General features: G+C 64.3%; 16 protein-coding genes. 6 read left to right on the forward strand and 10 right to left on the reverse strand.

All coding sequences use genetic code 11. The annotated features are described in order from the left end of the window. Window positions 1-589 precede the first annotated feature (589 nt). On the reverse strand, window positions 590-1,768 hold the full coding sequence (locus DRF71_RS14190; protein ID WP_112311125.1) for a DegT/DnrJ/EryC1/StrS family aminotransferase: 1,179 nt from the start codon (window positions 1,766-1,768) through the stop codon (window positions 590-592). A 79-nt stretch (window positions 1,769-1,847) separates the two neighbouring features. Between DRF71_RS14190 and DRF71_RS14195 the strand changes: the two genes are divergently transcribed. From DRF71_RS14195 to DRF71_RS14205, 3 genes are all read left to right on the forward strand, one after another. Next, on the forward strand, window positions 1,848-2,600 hold the full coding sequence (locus DRF71_RS14195) for a cephalosporin hydroxylase family protein (protein ID WP_112311126.1): 753 nt from the start codon (window positions 1,848-1,850) through the stop codon (window positions 2,598-2,600). 138 nt (window positions 2,601-2,738) lie between these two features. Beyond that, window positions 2,739-3,371 (forward strand): DapH/DapD/GlmU-related protein, encoded by a 633-nt coding sequence (locus tag DRF71_RS14200; protein WP_198672204.1) that lies wholly within the window; start codon window positions 2,739-2,741, stop codon window positions 3,369-3,371. 93 nt (window positions 3,372-3,464) lie between these two features. After that, entirely contained in the window at window positions 3,465-4,727 is a 1,263-nt protein-coding gene (locus DRF71_RS14205; protein ID WP_112311128.1) for a glycosyltransferase family 2 protein, read from the forward strand. A 9-nt stretch (window positions 4,728-4,736) separates the two neighbouring features. Here the strand turns inward: DRF71_RS14205 and DRF71_RS27460 are convergent, their stop codons facing one another. Then, entirely contained in the window at window positions 4,737-5,642 is a 906-nt protein-coding gene (locus DRF71_RS27460; RefSeq protein WP_157971092.1) for a glycosyltransferase family 2 protein, read from the reverse strand. Window positions 5,643-5,828: 186 nt separating this feature from the next. Here DRF71_RS27460 and DRF71_RS27465 point away from each other — a divergent pair, with 186 nt between their 5' ends. Next, window positions 5,829-6,593, forward strand: coding sequence for a hypothetical protein (locus DRF71_RS27465; RefSeq protein WP_232831505.1), 765 nt, complete (start codon window positions 5,829-5,831; stop codon window positions 6,591-6,593). Window positions 6,594-6,596: 3 nt separating this feature from the next. On the opposite strand, the gene DRF71_RS14220 is transcribed toward DRF71_RS27465, so the two are convergent. Genes DRF71_RS14220 through rfbF form a run of 5 tightly spaced genes read right to left on the reverse strand, consistent with a single transcriptional unit; the run spans window position 6,597 to window position 11,011 of the window. Continuing rightward, window positions 6,597-7,418, reverse strand: a complete 822-nt coding sequence (locus tag DRF71_RS14220) for a glycosyltransferase family 25 protein (RefSeq protein WP_112311339.1) — start codon at window positions 7,416-7,418, stop codon at window positions 6,597-6,599. 17 nt (window positions 7,419-7,435) lie between these two features. Further along, the gene (locus tag DRF71_RS14225; RefSeq protein WP_112311131.1) at window positions 7,436-7,969 is read right to left on the reverse strand and encodes a dTDP-4-dehydrorhamnose 3,5-epimerase family protein; all 534 of its coding nucleotides are present in this window, start codon (window positions 7,967-7,969) and stop codon (window positions 7,436-7,438) included. Next, the gene (locus tag DRF71_RS14230; RefSeq protein ID WP_112311132.1) at window positions 7,966-9,198 is read right to left on the reverse strand and encodes a class I SAM-dependent methyltransferase; all 1,233 of its coding nucleotides are present in this window, start codon (window positions 9,196-9,198) and stop codon (window positions 7,966-7,968) included. The genes DRF71_RS14225 and DRF71_RS14230 overlap by 4 nt, the downstream gene beginning before the upstream one ends. Then, the gene (gene rfbG, locus DRF71_RS14235) at window positions 9,195-10,244 is read right to left on the reverse strand and encodes a CDP-glucose 4,6-dehydratase (RefSeq protein WP_198672206.1); all 1,050 of its coding nucleotides are present in this window, start codon (window positions 10,242-10,244) and stop codon (window positions 9,195-9,197) included. The genes DRF71_RS14230 and rfbG overlap by 4 nt, the downstream gene beginning before the upstream one ends. Beyond that, a complete protein-coding gene (gene rfbF, locus DRF71_RS14240) occupies window positions 10,241-11,011 on the reverse strand; it encodes a glucose-1-phosphate cytidylyltransferase (protein WP_112311134.1) in 771 nt (256 codons plus the stop codon). The genes rfbG and rfbF overlap by 4 nt, the downstream gene beginning before the upstream one ends. 175 nt (window positions 11,012-11,186) lie before the next feature. Between rfbF and DRF71_RS14245 the strand changes: the two genes are divergently transcribed. Together DRF71_RS14245 and DRF71_RS14250 are read left to right on the forward strand one after the other, a co-directional pair. After that, window positions 11,187-12,572 carry an SLC13 family permease gene (locus DRF71_RS14245; protein WP_112311135.1) on the forward strand — a complete coding sequence of 462 codons (1,386 nt, stop codon included), beginning with the start codon at window positions 11,187-11,189 and terminating at the stop codon, window positions 12,570-12,572. 12 nt (window positions 12,573-12,584) lie between these two features. Then, on the forward strand, window positions 12,585-13,505 hold the full coding sequence (locus DRF71_RS14250; protein ID WP_112311136.1) for a LysR family transcriptional regulator: 921 nt from the start codon (window positions 12,585-12,587) through the stop codon (window positions 13,503-13,505). Window positions 13,506-13,581: 76 nt separating this feature from the next. On the opposite strand, the gene infB is transcribed toward DRF71_RS14250, so the two are convergent. The 3 genes from infB to nusA are packed head-to-tail and all read right to left on the reverse strand — an operon-like array spanning window position 13,582 to window position 18,478. After that, on the reverse strand, window positions 13,582-16,179 hold the full coding sequence (gene infB / locus DRF71_RS14255; RefSeq protein ID WP_112311137.1) for a translation initiation factor IF-2: 2,598 nt from the start codon (window positions 16,177-16,179) through the stop codon (window positions 13,582-13,584). A 4-nt stretch (window positions 16,180-16,183) separates the two neighbouring features. Continuing rightward, complete coding sequence (locus DRF71_RS14260) at window positions 16,184-16,831, reverse strand: RNA-binding protein (RefSeq protein ID WP_112311138.1); 648 nt, start codon at window positions 16,829-16,831, stop codon at window positions 16,184-16,186. A 24-nt stretch (window positions 16,832-16,855) separates the two neighbouring features. Next, entirely contained in the window at window positions 16,856-18,478 is a 1,623-nt protein-coding gene (gene nusA / locus DRF71_RS14265; RefSeq protein WP_112311139.1) for a transcription termination factor NusA, read from the reverse strand. Window positions 18,479-18,499 lie beyond the last annotated feature (21 nt).

Genomic DNA, 18,499 nt, shown 5'->3' on the forward strand with positions numbered 1-18,499 from the left:
CCTGAGCAGATATGGTAGCGATGCGGAAGAAGCTGCCGCTCGTTACCGTGGAAACGATTGTCTGCTTTTGGCAGGATTCCTTCCCGACCGCTTTTGGGTTCCGATGTTGCGAAATCAGCCATTCAAATACCGCTCTTCTTCGACTGCAATGCCCTTAATCCAGGTCGTTCCGGTGACGCTCGACAGTAAGCCGACGTTACTCGAGATGATGAGCCCAGGGTTCATCCTGGAAGTCTGCATGCGGCTGCGCAAAAGCGCAGCCCCTCGCTTCTCTCCCCGCTCGGCACAGCGGCGCCTCGCTGAAGGGTAGAGAGCAGTGGCAGGTGTCCCCCGCGCTTGCCCGGCAGAGCGGATTTCCGGGCATCGAGGGATAGAAACAGATCGTCCGCGCCTGCGATGTCTGAGCGCTTCATTGTCTCCGGCCCGGTTACGGGCCTTCTAAGCCGGTGGGGATGATCTGCAGATACCAGCCAGCTAAAAGTCGGATTCCAAAACTGAATCCACCATGACCATATGTTGACAAAGCCCTTCTGGCCCAATCCTCCACATGCCTCGCGGCTTGCCATATCAGGTGCGTCGACCCACCGGCTCAGCGCTTTTTGCAGCCTTGCAGGTTCCCCGCGAAAGTCTCGCAAATATAGGCGACGCTTGCCTCATCCAGCCCATAGCCCGAGGGGAGATTGATCCCCGCATGGATGATGCGCGCGGTTTCAGGGCGGGGTGTGGCCAGCTTGCGGCAGTCGGTTTCCGCATAGGCCTTCAGCGCGGAGAGGCTGGAGAAGAACGGCCGGGAATCGATCCCGTGATCCGAAAGCGCGCTTTGCAGCGCGAATTTATCGGTCTCGTAACGCGCATCGGGGATGGCGGTGACCATCCAGAACGAGTTCTTCACCTGCTGCGGCTCGGCATTGAGGCTCAGCCCCGGCACATCGCGCAGCCGGTCCGCATACCAGCCGAACAGCTGGCGCTTGTAACGGATCAGATCATCGACCCGCTCCATCTGCGCAATGCCAAGCGCGGCCTGGACGGCGCTCATCTTATATTTGAACGCCACTTCGTCATTGAGGAAAAAGCGGTCTCCCGGCGGGCGGCCGTGATCGCGTAGTTTCTGCACCCTGGCGTGCAAGCCCGGATTATTGGTCACCAGCGCGCCACCCTCGCCGGTGGTGATGGTTTTCGAGCCGTGGAAGGAAAACACCGCCACATCGCCGAGGCTGCCGGCAGGCCGGTCGCAATAGGTCGAGCCAAGCGCCTCGGCCGCATCCTCGATCAGCGCGAGCCCGTGGCGGTCGGCAATGGCGCGCAGCGCCTCCCAGTCGCACATCGAGCCATAGAGATCGACGCCGATGATCGCTTTGGTCCGGGGCGTGATCGCCGCCTCGACCGCCGCCGGATCAAGGCACCAGGTATCGGGCAGGATATCGACGAAAACCGGCACCGCGCCCATGTAAGAGACCGGCGCCATCGAGGCGATCCAGGTCACATCCGGCCCGATCACCTCATCGCCAGGCCTGATCCCCAGAGCCGCCAGCGCCAGATGCAGACCAGAGGTCGCATGGGGCAGGCTGACCGCATGGGCGACACCGCAATGGGCGGCCAGCATTTCCTCGAACTGGCGGTTGTAGCGGTAGTGATCCGCGCCCCAGGCATTCAGCGCCGCCTCGCGCGCGAGTTCGCCCTCGCGTTCGGTGATCGAGGGGGCAGCGACGGGAATCCTCAGGCTGGGTTTTCCGGCGGGAACGCGGCGTGACGGCCGATCAGATGTCATTCGACTTTTCTCCCTGGCCGCTTTCCTCTAGACCGGAGCTGATCCCAGATAAACTGATCCCAGTCGTGCCGAGGCCAAAGTGACCACACAAGACGACCGTTTAGAGTTCGAAGCCCATAAACGCAAGCAAGCGCTGGCGCTTGGAGAGGATAAGGCGGTTTTCACCCAATCGCTTGAGATGCTCACCGCGCTGGACCGTTATGACTATTCTTATCTCTGGAGCTGGATGGGCGTGCCGATCATCCAGATGCCGGCCGATATCATGGCCACGCAAGAGGTGATCTGGGCGACGAAGCCCGATGTGATCATCGAGACCGGCGTGGCACGGGGGGGCTCGGTGCTGTTCATGGCCTCGCTGCTTGAGGTGATGGGCAAGGGCAAGGTGATCGGGGTCGATATCGACATCCGCGCCCATAACCGCGACGCGATCGAGAGCCATCCGATGTCGAAACGGGTGGTGCTGATCGAGGGCGGCTCGGCCGATGCGGACACGCTGGCGAAGGTGCGCGCCGAGATCCCGCCGGGCGCGCGGGTGATGGTGGTGCTCGACAGCGACCATTCGCGCGATCATGTGCTGGCGGAATGCCGCGCCTATGCCGATCTGGTGACCGAAGGCTGCTATCTGGTGGTCGCGGATACGGTGATCGGCTTTATGACGCCGGATCAGACACCGAAGAAACGGTCGCATGTTTGGCTTGCCGGCGATGAGCCGCTGAGTGCGGTCAGGGATTTTCTGGCCGGGACCGAGAGATTCGAGCCGGATCCGGTCATAAATGGCAAATTGCAGCTCGCCTCGTCTCCGGGCGGTTATCTGCGTTGTGTGAAGGGGTGATGGCAGACAGGCCTCAGCGCTGGCAGAAAGGATCCCCTGTTGCTGTCGGTCGCGGCAGGGAATACCAGATCCGATAAGGTATGGAGGACCGTTGTGAAGCTTTGTTTTCTTGGTGCATCCAACCCCGAGACGATACGCATGCTGCGCGCCCTTGAACGCGCAGGCCAGGGCTGCGATGTGCTGGGGTTCATCGACAATGACCCCGCCCGGCAGGGCAGTGATTTCTACGGCTATCCAGTGCTGGGCGGCTCGGACATGGTGGCCGGGCTGGCGGCGCAGGGCGTGTATTTTGTGAACCTGATCACCGGCAGTGCAGTGACGCGCTATGAGACCAGCCGCGAGATCATCCGGCTCGGTGGCAGGCTGGCGAATTTCCTGCACCCCTCCGTCGATCTGGACATGGTCAGCCTTGGCTGCGGGAATTACATCCAGGAGGCTGTGATCTTGCAGGCCGGTGTTGTCATCGGGGACAATTCAAGTCTGCATATGGGCGCGAAAGTCGGGCATGAGACCGTGATCGGCTCTTCGACCTTCATCGCGCATGAGGTCAGCGTCTCGGGTTGCTGCAGCATCGGGGATGGTGTTTTTGTCGGCACCAATGCGACCGTTCTGCCCCGGGTGCGGATTGGCAATTTCGTGATGATCGGGGCCGGGGCGGTGGTAACGAAAGACGTGCCCGATGGGGCGGTCGTGGTCGGCAATCCGGGGCGGGTGCTGCGGATCGACGAGGGGAACGCTGCGCGTCAGCATGATCTGGGTTTGCTGGATTAGATCGGTTATTACGGCCCGGATCGCATCGCGAGGAAATGGCAGGGCCGCGAGAATTTCAAAGGCGCGTAAGTGCCACAACTGCCCGGAACGCGTATGACCGTGAAAATCAGCCTCATCATCCCGACCCGGGAGCGCCTCGACTATCTGCCTTGTGCGCTGAACTCGGCGCAGTTGGCTGCAGATCGCGCCGGGGCAGAGGTCGAGATCCTGGTGGCCGACAACGCCTCTGCCGATGGCACTGCCGATTGGCTTGCAACGCAGCGCGACCCGCGCCTGAAAGTGATCCGCAGCGAGCGGCGGCTTTCCATGCGTGAGAATTTCCAGTTCGCGCTGGAGAATTCCACCGGCTCGCATCTGATCTATATCGGCGATGATGACGCCGTGCTGCCGCATGGCCTTGCGCTGGCGCGGCGGATGATCGACGCGGCGGATGTCGATATTTTCAAATGGCGGGTCGAGAATTACCACTGGCCCGATCCGGCCAGCGGAGCCGGGGGCTGGGTCAAGATCCGGCCGCAGCATCTGGATGGTCAGCGACAGATGATTGATCCGGGCGCTGTGCTCGACAGCTTTTGCAAGGCCAGCTTCCGCACCTATCACGATGGTGGCATGATCTATCATGGCATGATCAGCCGCCGCCTGATCGATCGTGTGGTAGCGCGGACGGGCGGGCCCTATTTCCGGGGGTCATCACCGGATCTCTACACCTCGATGCAGGCGCTGGTGATGTCGGATCGCCCGATTATGAAGGTCAGCCTGCCTTTGACCATGGGAGGTACTTCACCGCGCTCGAACGGCGCGGCGGCGCAGCGGCATGCGAAGGTCGCCAGCAGCGCAGAACTGCCGGAATTCGCGAAATTCATCCGTGAAAGCGCCGAAGACCCCCACCAGTGCCGGTTGCCGGCCCGGGCCGGATCGCTGAACCTTGTGACGCTGGACGGGTTGACCGAGGCGGCACGGGTCTGCGGACACAAGCTGGATCTGGATATGACTGCCTGGCGGGCTCGGGTCGCTGGCGAGATTTCAGGATTCATCGAACCGGACCGTTCCGATTGCATTGAGCTGGCGCGGATTTTCTTCGGGCCGGATTTCGACATCCCGCCGGCGGATCTGTCGCCTCAGCCAGAGGCACCGCCCGGGAAAGACAGGATGCGCCGCAGCAATGCGCCGGGCCGGATCAGGGCGGTTGGCGGGCCTGCGATGCGCGACGCGCTGGCGGCGGCGGATTTCCTTGACCGTCTGACCCGGCTGGAGGTCACCGCCGCGCGGCCGGCGGGGCGGCTGACCGGTTTTGCGCGGATGCTGCGGATGCATGGCGCGGCGGCGCGGCTTTTCGACAGCCCGCCCCGTTTCTGACCCGGAAATTCAGCCCCTGCGGGATTTCGACGCCATAAGCTTCACCGCGCCAAAGATCCGGAAGGCGAGGGCCATGCTCAGGGGGCTTGCCCCGGCGGTGAAATCCCGGATGCGGGACCTGGCCCCCAGCTTTGCCGCCCGGCGCAGATAGCGCGCGCCGAGGAACCAGCGCGCCTCGGACCTGGGCGGGAAACTGGCCTGATGGCGGGTCCATGTTCTCAGGTAGCACTCAAGCACCAGTTCCGGGTTCGAGCCTTGCGTCAGCTGTGCCCCCGCCGCATCGGCGGCGCTGTGGAGGATATGGATGCGCATGCCGGGTTCCGCCTCATACCAGGGCAGGCTGCCGCTTGCGACCAGGGCGCAGCAAAGGCTGGTATCCTCATCGACCCGCTGCGCGGGATCGAGCCCGCCAAGCGCCAGAAACCGATCACGGCGGATCCAGAAACCGGTGCCGAGCCCGGCGATCTTGTGGCGCAGCGCCGATTTTGCCGGTACCGTTCCGGTCGCGAAACGGCGGGAGATCTGCTCTTCCCGCCCCGAGGCATCGCGCCGCAGCACCGCGCTGAAACCGTAAGCAACCGCTTCGCGGGCGGCGACCTCCAGCACACGCGCCGCATATCCCGGCAAAACTTCGTCATCATCATCGAGGAAAAGAATGACCGCGCCCCGCGCCTGGGCGGCCCCGAAATTCCGCGCCCCGGCTGCGCCGCGCGGACCTTCATTGCGCAAGACCCTGAGCCGGTCCTCCATCCCCGCCAGCAGCTCTGCCGCCGGGATGCTGGAGGCATCGTCGATCACCAGCACCTCCGCCGACCGGGGCAGATCCGCCAGCGCCGAGGCAACCGCGCGCTGCAACAGCTCTGGCCGGTTATGGGTCGGGATCAGCACCGTCAGCGCCGCCTCTGTTGCCGTCATGCTCCCCCCTGGCCCAATCTCTGGTCCAACCCCTGGTTCAGCGCCCATCCTTAGCGCAAGGCGCGGCGGATGGCGAGGTGGCGGCTCCTCTGGCAGGCCTGGCGAAATGGTGACACTATGACAGCCGAACAGAGATCCGAGGCGAATATGGTCCCCCATCCGAAAAGCGGCCCAGAAGACCGCGTTGTGCTGAGTATGAAATGGGGCAAGCTTTATCCCGCCAGCTATGTGAATGTGCTTTACAATGCCTGTCGCCGCAACATCACCGGCGATTTCCGTTTTGTCTGCCTGACCGATGATGCGGCCGGGCTTGGCCCCGATATCGAGGCCTGTCCGATCCCCGATCTGGGCCTGACACCAGGCATGTGGAAAAGCGGCGCCTGGGCCAAGCTGGGCGTGTTCGCGCAGGATCTTTACGGGATCCGGGGGCGGGCGCTGTTCATCGACCTGGATATGGTGATCTGTGGCTCGCTGGATCCGTTTTTCGATCACCCTTCCGCCTTTCTCACAACCGATATGGGCGAGGGCTGGGGGCGGCCTTCCCGCGCCTCGGCCCCGCGCGAGGCGGGGACCTGTATCTTTGCCTTCACCCTGGGCGCCGAAGGCCAGATCGTCGACCGCTTTACCGCTGACCGCGAAAAGGCTGTGCGCGACCACGTCATCGAGCAGAACTGGGTCGGCGCCGAGGCCAGTGCGATGGATTACTGGCCGGATGGCTGGGTGATCAGCTTCAAACGGCATCTGCGCCGGCCAATCGGGCTGGATCTGTTCCTCGCTCCCAAAGCGCCGCCCGCTTCGGCCAAGGTGCTGGCCTTCCACGGCACGCCGCGCCCGATTGACCTTTTGCGCCCGGGCAACCGGCTATGGGACAGGCTACCGCATATGGGCCATGGCCAGGTGCGCTGGATGGTGGATTACTGGCTGGAAAACGGCGGCGACCTGCCGGGCTGAGCCTCAGTCTCCCCCTTTGGTGCCGGCTCCCCCTTTGGTGCCGGGCGCCGGAAAGCGCCCTTTGCGGGTCAGATAGACCAGCTTGCCGATCATATTGCGAAAGCGCAGGCCATAAAGCGGCAGCCGCCGATACCAGGGGAATTTCCGCACATCGGAAAAGGCCTGGCCGGTAATGGTGCTTTTGCTGCCGTCATCGACATGGCTGGGGAAGGGCTCCAGCCCGTAATGGCGAAAATCGTGGATATGGACGCGGTCAAGCTCGTGGTCGATGGGGCGGGTGACCGGCAACATCGCAGGCAAGAGCCGCGCCGCCAGATCACGGCGGATCAGATAGGCGCCAAGCCCCGTCGCGGGGCCGAGATAGGCGTTCAGATCCCATTGCCCAAGCCGCCTTTGCCTCAGCGGCTGTTTGGCGCGGATCTTGTTGAGCTTGAGGAAATCCCAACCGGTTTTCGCCGCCAGCGCGGTTTGCAGCGCGGCGCGGAATTCGGGGTGGAAGACGACATCATCCTCCATCACCAGCGCCACATCCTTGCCTGAGGCCAGAAATTCCTGCCAGACCGCGATATGGGAATGGTAGCAACCGATCTCTCCGGGCAGTTCGTCGCGCCCGGTATTGCGGCGGAAGGCCGACAGATCGACATTTTGCACCAGCCGGTCCCATTCGGCGCGACCGTCGGTGGCCTGATGCAGGATGTAAGGCAGGTTCAGCGCGGAAAGCTGCGCCTCCATCGCCGCGCGGCGCTGTTCTGATCGCGGCAGGTTGATCAGCCAGGCGCCGAAATCCGGCAGAGCTTGCAGGTCCTGTCCGGTTTCTGCTGTCATGGTCGCTCCTGTCATGGTCAGGTCAGGCTGGCAAAGGGCGGCAGGGCGGCATCCGTGTCAGAGATCACCGCCGGGCGCGCGGGCCAGGTGATGGCAAGATCGGGGTCATCCCAGGCGATGCCGCGCCCATGGCCGGGAATATAGGCGGGCGCCATCATATATTGAACCACTGCGCCAGGGGTCAGGCTGAGAAAGCCATGCGCAAAGCCCCTGGGGATATAGATGCCGTTCATCCGCTCTGCATCCAGCTCGACTGCATGCCATTTTCCGCGCATCGGGCCGGGGCGCAGATCGACCGCCACGTCCCAGACCCGTCCGGCGACGCAGCGCACGAGTTTCTCCTCGGCGAAGTCACCCGCCTGGTAATGCAGGCCCCGCAGCGTATGGGCATGGATATTGGTCGAGAGATTGACCTGAACCGGCTGAAAATCCACCCCCGCCGTCAGAAAGCTGTCCCGGCAGAACACCCGCGCAAACTGGCCGCGCGCATCCTGATGCGGTTGGGCCCCGACCTCGATCAGGCCGGGCAGCGGGGTGGGGCTCAGCCTCATCCGATGGTCAGCGAAGGGATGGCGGTCACGAATTCGCCGCCCCAGTCGCGGATCTGTGCCTGTTGCGCGCGCACTTCGGCCGCGATGTTCCAGGGCAGGATCACCAGGTAATCCGGGCGGCGCGCGGCGATTTCCCCGGGGGCGAAGACCGGGATATGGCTGCCGGGCAGCAGGGTCGCCTGTTTCTCGGGGTTGCGGTCGACGACGAAAGCGATGTCATCCGCGCCGATGCCGGCCACATTGAGGAAGGTGTTCCCCTTGGCCGCCGCGCCATAGCCGGCGATGGTCTTGCCCCCGGCCCGCGCTTTCGCGACGAAGGCGCGGAAGGCGGTGGTGATTGCCGCGACTTTGCCGGCAAGATCGCCGTAACCCGCTGCCTGATCCAGCTTCAGCGCCGCCTCTTCCGCCGCAACATCCGCGAGGCCCGGCCCGGGCTGATGCGCGCCCTTATGGCCGACAAAGACCCTGAGCGAGCCGCCATGGGTCGGCAGGCGTTCAACATCAAAGACCTCAAGCCCGGCCTCATCCATCAGCCGGCGCACGAAGGTCAGCGAGAGGTAGGAGTAATGTTCGTGATAGATGGTATCGAACTGCACCTGTTCGATCAGCCGCGCCAGATGCGGGAATTCAAACGTGGCGACGCCTGCGGGGTTCAGAAGCTCGCGGAAACCGGCGGCGAAGTCGCGGATATCGGGCACATGGGCCAACACGTTATTCGCGGCCATCAGGTCGGCGCCATGGCCGTCCTTGCGCAGCTGCCGGGCGGTCTCCTCGCCAAAAAACGCGACCAGGCTGGGGACACCTTTGGCCTCGGCAAGGCTTGCGGCATGGCCGGCGGGTTCGACACCCCGCACCGGAATGCCGTCGGCGACGAAATGCTGCAGCAGATAGCCGTCATTCGAGGCGATCTCGACCACTTTCGACTGCGGGCCAAGCCCGAACCGCGCCGTCACTGCGGTGGCATAGCGGCGCGCGTGATCGACCCAGCCCTGGGAAAACGAGGAAAGATAGGCATAGCCATGCGAGAAAATCGCATCCGCAGGCACGGTTTCGGTGGTTTGGGCCAGCCAGCAGCCGTTGCAGACCATGACATGCAGCGGAAAGCGCCGTTCGGCAGCCAGGGCGCCCGCGTCACCTGCGGGAAGATAGCTGTTTGCAAGCGGGGTTGCGCCCAGATCAACCAGGGTCTGGGTCAGGGGCGCGTTGCAATAGCGGCAGGAGCGGGTCACGGGTGGATATCCTCGTAAAGGGCAATCTGGTGATCGGTGACGGCGGCCATATCCTGGCCGCGCGCCCAGGCGGCATACCAGTCGGCGGTGAGGCCGATGGTCTGGCCGGCATCAAGGCGGGGCTGCCAGCCCAGCACATCGCGCGCCAGCTCTGAGCTGATACCAAGCAACGCCATCTCATGCGGGCCGGTCTCTGTTCCTTTGGCAAAGGCGGGCGTGCGGCCCATGGCAGAGAGCAGGCAATTGGTCAGAGTACCGACCGAAACCGGCTCTGCGCCCTCGGCAGGGCCGAAATTCAGCGCATCGGGCAGCGGGGTATCGCCCGCCATCGCCTGCAAAAGCGTCAGATAGCCGTCAAGGCATTCCAGCACATGCTGCCAGGGCCGGGTCGAGGCTGGGTTGCGCAGGACAGGCAGCTCACCCGCAGTCAGCGCGCGGATGATATCGGGGATCAGCCGGTCTTTGGACCAGTCGCCGCCGCCGATCACATTGCCGCCCCGCGCGGTCATCAGCCGGGGGATCCCGTCTGCGCAGAAAGACCGCCGCCAGGAGGCAACCGCGATCTCGGTCGCGGCCTTTGACGCCGAATAGGGATCATGCCCGCCCAGCCGGTCGCCCTCGGTATAGGCGCGGCCGGAGCCGTCATTCTCATAGACCTTGTCGGAGGTGATCACGAGCACCGCCCGGGGCCGGGCCAGCCGCTGCAAAGCATCCAGCAGATGCAGCGTGCCCATCACATTGGTGGCGAAAGTCGCGACCGGCTCGGCGTAAGACCGGCGCACCAGCGGCTGCGCGGCCATATGCAGCACGAATTCCGGCTCTGCCGCTGCCACCACCCTATCCACCGCCAACGGGTCGCGCAGATCGGCCAGATGCGAGGTCAGATGCGCCTCACCCAGCAGCATCGAGAGGTTCGGCCCCGGCTCGGGCGGCAGCGCAAGGCCGGTCACCAGGGCGCCGCGCTGCGCCAGCCAGCGCGCGGCCCAGGCGCCCTTGAACCCGGTATGGCCGGTCAGGAGGACGCGTTTTCCGGTCCAGAAGCTCACGACCAGATTTTCCAGGGCGCCGCGCCACCGGCCCAGAGCCTTTCAAGATGGTTGCGGTCGCGCAAAGTGTCCATCGCATGCCAGAAGCCGGGATGGCGCCAGGCCACCAGCTCGCCGTCGCGGGCAAGGCCCTCCAGCGGATCGCCCTCGAACGGGGTCGGATCACCCTCGATCCGGTCCAGCACCTCACGCTCCAGCACGAAAAAGCCGCCATTGATGCGACCCTCATCGCCGGGGGGCTTTTCGATGAACCGCTCCACCTGGCCGGTATCAGAAATCTCCAGCGCGCCGTAGCGGCCCGGAGGCGTCACCGCCGCGATGGTGGCAAGCTTGCCATGGGTACGGTGAAAGGCGAGTTCGGCGGCGATGTCGATATCGGAAACCCCGTCGCCATAGGTCATGCAGAAGGTCTGTTCCAGCCAGGGCTTCGCCCGTTTCAGCCGGCCGCCGGTCATCGAATTCTCGCCGGTGTCGATAAGGGTGATGCGCCATGGCTCGGCGACCGAATTGTGATAGGTGATCTCTCCGGTCCGGGCATCGACCGTCATGTCAGAGCTGTGCATCACATAATTCGCGAAATATTCCTTGATCATATGGCCGCGATAGCCAAGGCAGATCACGAAATCGGTGATGCCGTGATGGGCATAGAGCTTCATTATGTGCCACAGGATCGGGCGGCCGCCGATTTCGATCATCGGCTTGGGTTTGAGATGGCTCTCTTCAGAGATCCGGGTGCCAAAGCCCCCCGCCAGGATAACAGCCTGCATGTCCACCCTCATGTCGGATACCCGTTTCGGGCATCCCGGTGTTTACCGTATCGCGGGCAGGGATGACAACCTCCCGCCCTGTCCTCAGCTTTCCTGAGGGCGGTGCCCGGGTCTTTCGATTGGTAAGCCCTGGCAGATCGGTGCAAAAGGGGCGGGCAGGACAGCGGAGGATCGCATGGCGGGGGCAGGGAAGCAGGGGGTTGCCGGGCTGATAGCGCTGCTTGCCCTTGCGCTGGCGGTGCTGCTGACGCCCTGGCAGCCCTGGGCGATTGCCGGCACGGCGGGCCTCGGTCTTTTTTGCATCCTGATGTGGGCCAGCGGCGCAGTGCCCGAGCATCTGACCGGGCTGATCTTTTTTGCGGTCGCGATCCTTGGCGGGCTGGCGGCGCCCGAAGTGGTGCTGGGGGGATTCCAGTCCTCGACCTTCTGGCTGTTGTTCGGGGGGATGGTGATGGCGGCGGCGATCCGCTTTACCGGGCTGGGGCGGCGACTGGCGCCGCTGCTGGCGCGGCTGACCGGGCAAAGCTATGCCGGGGTGATCGGTGCCATTGTGGCGGTGGGCGTGGCACTTTCCTTCGTGCTGCCCTCCTCCATGGGGCGGATCGCGCTGTTGCTGCCGGTGGTGGCGGCGCTGGCCGATCATCTCGGATATGGGCCGGGGCGACCGGGGCGGATCGGCATGCTGATGGCTTCGGCCTTTGGCGCCTGCCTGCCGGCCTATGCGATCCTGCCCGCCAATCTGCCCAATATGATCCTTGCGGGCAGTGCCGGGAGCCTCTGGCAGTATCATATCGGCTATTTTGCCTATCTCTGGCTGCATTTCCCGGTGCTGGGGGCGCTGAAGGCGGTGCTGCTGGTCATTGTGATCCTGCGCCTTTACCCCGATCAGCCGCCGGTGCGGCCCGAGGTCCAGGCGCTGCCGGCCGCGATGAGCCGGGCCGAGATCGCGCTGATGCTGATCATCCTTGCCATGCTGGGCTTCTGGCTGACCGATGCGCTGCACCATATCTCGCCGGGCTGGATCGCGTTGGCGGGGGCGATCATCTGCCTCTGGCCCGGTGCCGGGCTGACCGGGCCAGGATGCCTGAACGAGGAAATCGGCTATGGCACGCTGTTCTTCGTGGCGGCGATCATGGGGCTTGCGGCGGTGATTTCCGAGAGCGGACTGGGCGGGATGATTGTCGATCAGGCGGCGGCGCTGGCCGGGCTGACCCCGGGGCAGCCTTTGCGCAACACGCTGGCGCTTGGCGGTATCGCGACGCTGGTGGCGCTGGTCACCAATCAGCCCGGCGTGCCGGCGGTGATGACGCCTGGCGCCGGGCAACTCGCGCAGATGACCGGCCTGCCGCTGGCCACGGTCCTGATGACCCAGGTGCTGGCTTTCTCCAATGTGATGCTGCCCTTTCAGGCGCCGCCTCTGGTCATGGCGGCGCAGACCGGCAACCTGGCCATGCGCGACATGACCCGCATCTGCCTGATCATGTTCGGGCTTTCGCTGTTCATCCTGTTGCCACTTGACCTTGTCTGGTGGTGGCTTCTGGATATGTTTCCGGTGTCGTGACCGGAACCCGCCATGGAAATCCACCAGCTGCGCAGCTTTGTCGCCGTGGCGCGCGAGGGCAGCATCACCCGCGCCTCGGAGCGGCTTTGCCTGAGCCAGCCGGCGGTCAGCGCCCATATCCGGGCGATCGAAGAGCGGCTGGGGCTGGTGCTGTTCCACCGCCTGCCGCGCGGCATGGTGCTGACCGGCGAGGGAGCGCTGCTGCTGGACGAGGCCGAGGCGGTGCTTATGGCGCAGCGCGCCTTTCTGACTGCCGCGCAGCGGCTGAGCGGGAGGCCTGGCGGCAGGCTGCGAATCGGCGGTGGCGGCAATTCACCGCTGGCGGCGCCGGGGCGGCTTTTGCAGGCGCTGACGGGACAGTATCCGGAAATCGAGGTCACATTGCAGGATGCCGATTCCGGCGCGGTGCTGGCCGGGCTGCGCGATGGCAGCCTCGATGCCGGGTTTCTGAACGAATCGGGCCAGGACCGGGCGGATCTTGACTGCCTTGTCGTGGCGCGGTTCCGCATCTGGCTTGCCGCGCCGAAAGGGATGATCGAGCGGCCCGGGGATCCCGACTGGCAGACTTTGGCCGGTCTGCCCTGGATCCTGCCGGGCAAGGCTCCTTCCTGCTGCGGTCACGCGGCCGAAAACCTGTTCCTGCGGCATCAGTTCCGCCCGCGCCAGCGGGTTGCCATCGACCGCGAATCCGCCACCCGCGCGCTGATCGCCGGCGGGACTGGGCTGGGGCTGCTGCATGAGTGGACCGCCTTTGACGCGCGCGACCGGGGCGAGGTGGAGCTGATCTGCGAGGCGGGGCAGGCCGTCGATGTGCTGTTCGCCACTCTGGCCAGCCGCGCGGATGAGCCGCTGATCGCCATCGCCCGCGATCTCTGTGCCGGCCTCACAGCCCCCGAGTTCACAGTTCCGGGCCTCACAGATCCCGAAAACTGAGAAAAACGAAAAAAGGCCGGGACACTGTCCCGGCCTTTCCGAATTTCATCTGGCGGGCGCAGAGGCGCCCGTCGTCTCAGAGGCTGCGCTGGACTTCTTCGCGCTCGAAGATCTCGATCACGTCGCCCTGACGGATATCCTCGTAACGCTCGAAAGCCATACCGCATTCGGTGCCGGACTGGACTTCTTTGACCTCGTCCTTGTGGCGCTTCAGCGTCTTCAGCGTGCCTTCGTGGATCACCACATTGTCACGCAGCAGGCGCACGCCAGCCGAGCGGCGGGCCACGCCTTCGGTGACCAGACAGCCCGCGACATTGCCGGTGCCGGTGATGCGGAAGACTTCGAGGATCTTCGCATAGCCGATGAAATGCTCGCGGATCTCGGCCTTGAGCATACCCGAGGCCGCCTGTTTCATGTCGTCCAGCAGATCGTAGATGATCGAGTAATACCGGATCTCCACGCCTTTTTGCTGGGCCGAAGCCCGGGCGGTCGCATTGGGACGCACGTTGAACGCGAGGATCGGCGCGCCCGAGGCATCGGCCAGACCCACATCCGAATCGGTGATGGCACCGACGCCGTAATGCAGGATCCGCACGCGGACCTCATCATTGCCGATCTTTTCAAGCGCCTGGACGATTGCCTCGGCCGAGCCCTGAACGTCTGCCTTCACGATCACCGGCAGCACGGCCACATCCTTGTCAGCCTTGGCTTTCGCCATCAGCTGTTCCAGCGTGGTCGCGGCACCAGCGGCCGCACGTTTGTCCTTGGTCGCTTTCTCGCGGTAATCGGCAATCTCGCGGGCCTGTGCTTCCGAGCTGACGACGTCGAGCGTGTCACCCGCCGAAGGTGTGCCATCAAGGCCAAGCACCTCGACCGGAACCGACGGGCCGGCCTCGGTGATGGTCTCGCCCTTGTCATTCACAAGCGCGCGGACCTTACCCCATTTCTCGCCGACGACGAAGATATCGCCCTTCTTCAGCGTGCCGTTCTGCACGAGGACGGTGGCAACCGGGCCACGGCCGACATCCAGCTTTGCCTCGACCACGGCCGCACGGGCGGCACGGTTCGGGTTGGCCTTCAGGTCAAGCACTTCGGCCTGGATCGCGATGGCTTCGAGCAGATCGTCAATGCCCTGGCCGGTATGGGCCGAGACCTCGACATCCTGCACGTCGCCTGACATCGCCTCGACGACGATCTCGTGCTGCAGAAGATCGGTGCGCACCTTGGTCGGGTTCGCCGAATGCTTGTCGATCTTGTTGATCGCCACGATGATCGGGACACCCGCCGCTTTCGCGTGGGAGATTGCCTCGATCGTCTGCGGCATGACCGCATCATCCGCCGCGACCACCAGCACCACGATATCCGTGACCTGAGCACCGCGCGCCCGCATCGACGTGAACGCGGCGTGGCCGGGCGTGTCGAGGAAGGTGATCAGCTGGCCCGAAGGGGCTTTGACCTGATAGGCGCCGATATGCTGCGTGATGCCGCCGGCTTCGCCGCTTGCCACGGTGGCCTTGCGGATCTTGTCCAGCAGCGAGGTCTTGCCGTGGTCGACATGGCCCATGATCGTCACAACCGGCGGGCGGGTGATCAGGTCTTCGGCCTTGTCCTCGACAGTGTCGATCGACTGTTCAACATCGGCATCCGAGACGCGGACCGCACGGTGGCCGAATTCCTCGATCACCAGTTCCGCCGTATCGGCGTCGATCACCTGGTTCATGGTGACCATCATGCCCATTTTCATCAGCGATTTGACGACATCGGCGGCACGTTCGGCCATCCGGTTCGCCAGTTCAGAGACGACAATGGTTTCCGGCAGTTGCACATCGCGCACCTGCTTTTCGGCCTTCTGACCGAAGCCGAGCGCTTTCTGACGCGCTTTTTCCTGCTTGCGCTTCATCGCAGCAAGGCTGCGCTGGCGTCCGCCTTCCTCGTTGGTGGCGGCCGAAAGCGTCAGCTTGCCGGCACGGCGGTCGCCCTCTCCACGGCGCGCGGCGCCGCGGTCGGTGTCGCGATTCTCGCGCTCGCGTTCGGTTTTGCGCGGCGTGGTGGCCGGGCGCGGGCCGGTGGCATCGGTTGCACCCGGACGCGGACGGCTCTGGCCGGCGCCGCGATCAGCGGGCACACCCGGATCGGCTTCGGCGGCGGTTTTCGCCGGGGCTTCGGGCGCAGCCGGCTGGCGGCGCTGCGTGCCCAGCACATCGGCCTTGCGGGCGGCGGCTTTCGCCTTCGCCTCTTCCTCGGCCTCGCGCTTGACGCGCTCTTCCTCTTCGGCCTTCGCCCGGAGCGCGGCCTCGCGCTGGCGATCCTCGCGCTCTTTCGCCTCGATCTCCTCGCGGCGGCGCTGGCGTTCCTCTTCGCGTTCTTTCTCTACGGCCGCGCGTTTGGCAGCCTCTTCCTGCTCGCGCGCTTTCGCAAGGCGCAGAGCGTCGAGGCGGCGCTGCATTTCGGCATCGGTGATGCCGGCGGGCCGTTTCGACGGGTCACCAAGATGCGAGGCGCCGGTCCCGCCGGCAGCCGCACCCGGCTTTGCCTGGGCAGGCACCACAACGCGCTTGCGCTTGGTCTCAACGACCACCGCATGGGTCCGTCCGTGCGAGAAGCTTTGCTTCACCGAACCGGAACGGGGGCCAGCTCCAAGCCCGAGGGGTTTCTTGCCGTCAGTATCGCTCATCCGTCTACATATCCTTCCCGGCGGATATTCCGCCGACCTGCTCACCGTCCGGTTCGCCCATTTGCGCCCTGAAGCCGGAAAGCCTTGCCGCTTCCTCTACAATGCGCGGACTGAGTCCACCAGCGGCAAGCGCCGCGTGTATTGCACGTTCACGACCGAATGCCAAACCCAATTCCCCGGCAGAAAGCCAGGAAATCAGGGTGTTTTTGCCTTCGGGGGGGCGCAGCTTGCTTTTGCCGCGTTCCGAGCCGTCTTCTGCCTGGATCAGCACGCGTGCCGTGCCCTTCACCAGCCATTCTTTTACCTTCTCATAGCCGGTCACCGCATCGCCGGATTTCCGGGCCAGCGAGATCAGCTCGATCACCCGTCGCGCCAGCAGGGCCTGGACCGTATCGGCCAGATCTTCCGGCGCTTTGACCGGCATCCGCGCGGCCCGGGCAAACAGCCCCTTCTTTGCCGCCTTCGTCACCAGATCCCGGTCGGCCGAGACCCAGATCCCCCGCCCGGGCAGGCGCTCCAGAATATCCGGAACGATCTGCCCGTCAGGCCCGACGACGAAACGGACGAGGCCGCATTTCGGCCCCGCCTCACCAGAGGCAATGCATTTGCGCTCTGGCTCGTCTCTTGATTTGTCCCGGCCGCCGCGCGTCATCGCGGGATCCCCCGAGGCCTGAGATCAGGCCCCGGCCTCCTCTTCGCCGGCGTCTTCCTCTTCGGCTTCGTCCTCAGCCGGCATCATTTCGGTCGGATCGACCCAGCCCAGCATGACGCGCGCGGTCATAATCAGGTTCTGCGCTTCATCCAGTGACATGCCGAATTTTTCCAGCAGCCCGTCATCCTTCTTGCGCTGGCCGTTTTCCGTGGTCCAGCCGCCGGCCAGTTCCCAATCGGCGCAGGTGGCGAAATCTTCCAGCGTCTTCACGCCGTCTTTGCCCAGCACTTCCAGCATCTGGGGAGTGAGTCCCTCGAATTCAATGAGGCTTTCCTCGACACCCATGGCGCGGGCCGCTTCGAGAGCCTTTTTCGCCTGCTCTTCGAGATAATCGCGGGCGCGGGCCTGCAATTCATCTGCGGTGCCTTCGTCGAAGCCGTCGATGGACAGAAGTTCGTCCTGATCGACGTAAGCGACTTCTTCCAGATTGGTGAAGCCTTCGGCCACCAGCAGCTGCGCCATCATCTCGTCCACATCCAGCGTCTCCATGAAGAGCGCGGTGCGGGCGGCGAATTCGGCCTGGCGGCGGGTCGATTCTTCGGCCTCGGTCAGGATGTCGATATCCAGAGCCGTCAGCTGCGAGGCGAGACGGACGTTCTGACCGCGGCGGCCAATGGCGAGCGAGAGTTGCTCATCGGGCACCACGACCTCGATCTTGCCGCCCTCTTCGTCGAACACGACTTTCGACACCTGGGCCGGTTGCAACGCGTTCACGAGGAAGGTCGCCTGGTCCTGGTTCCACGGAATGATGTCGATCTTCTCGCCTTGCAGCTCGTTCACCACTGCCTGGACGCGGCTGCCGCGCATGCCGACGCAGGCGCCGACCGGGTCGATGGAATTGTCATAGGAGATGACGGCGATCTTGGCGCGCGAGCCGGGGTCACGGGCCACGGCCTTGATCTCGATGATGCCATCATAGATTTCCGGCACTTCCATCTTGAAGAGTTCGGCCATGAATTGCGGGTCGGTGCGCGACAGGAAAACCTGCGGGCCCCTGACTTCGCGGCGCACATCCTTGATATAGCAGCGGATGCGGTCGCCGATGCGATAGGCTTCGCGGCCGATCTTCTCGTTGCGGCGGAGAATGCCTTCGCCACGGCCGATATCGACGATGACGTTGCCATATTCCTCGCGTTTGACGGCGCCGTTGATGATGGTGCCCTTGCGGTCCTTGAATTCGTCGAACTGACGGTCGCGCTCGGCCTCACGGACCTTTTGCAGGATCACCTGTTTCGCCGATTGTGCGGCGATGCGGCCCAGATCAACGGGGGGGACCTCGTCAACGATCTCATCGCCGATTTGTGGGTCTTTCAGATAGTCTTTCGCCTGTTTGACAGTCAGTTCGGCGTGGTAATTCTCGACGGCATCATCCTCGACCACGGTGCGGACGCGGGTGAAAGACGCCCGGCCGGTTTTGCGGTCGATGGCAACGCGGATGTCCATATCGGCGCCGTAGCGCGACTTGGCCGCGCGGGCGAGGCTGTCTTCCATCGCCTGGATCACCAGATCCGGATCAATCATCTTCTCGCGCGCAACGGCCTCTGCGGTCTGCAAAAGCTCAAGCTGGTTGGCCGAGGTAATCGCCATTGGGGTCTCTCCCGCTTTGTG

The organism is Pseudogemmobacter bohemicus (assembly GCF_003290025.1).
Taxonomy (GTDB): Bacteria; Pseudomonadota; Alphaproteobacteria; order Rhodobacterales; family Rhodobacteraceae; genus Pseudogemmobacter; species Pseudogemmobacter bohemicus.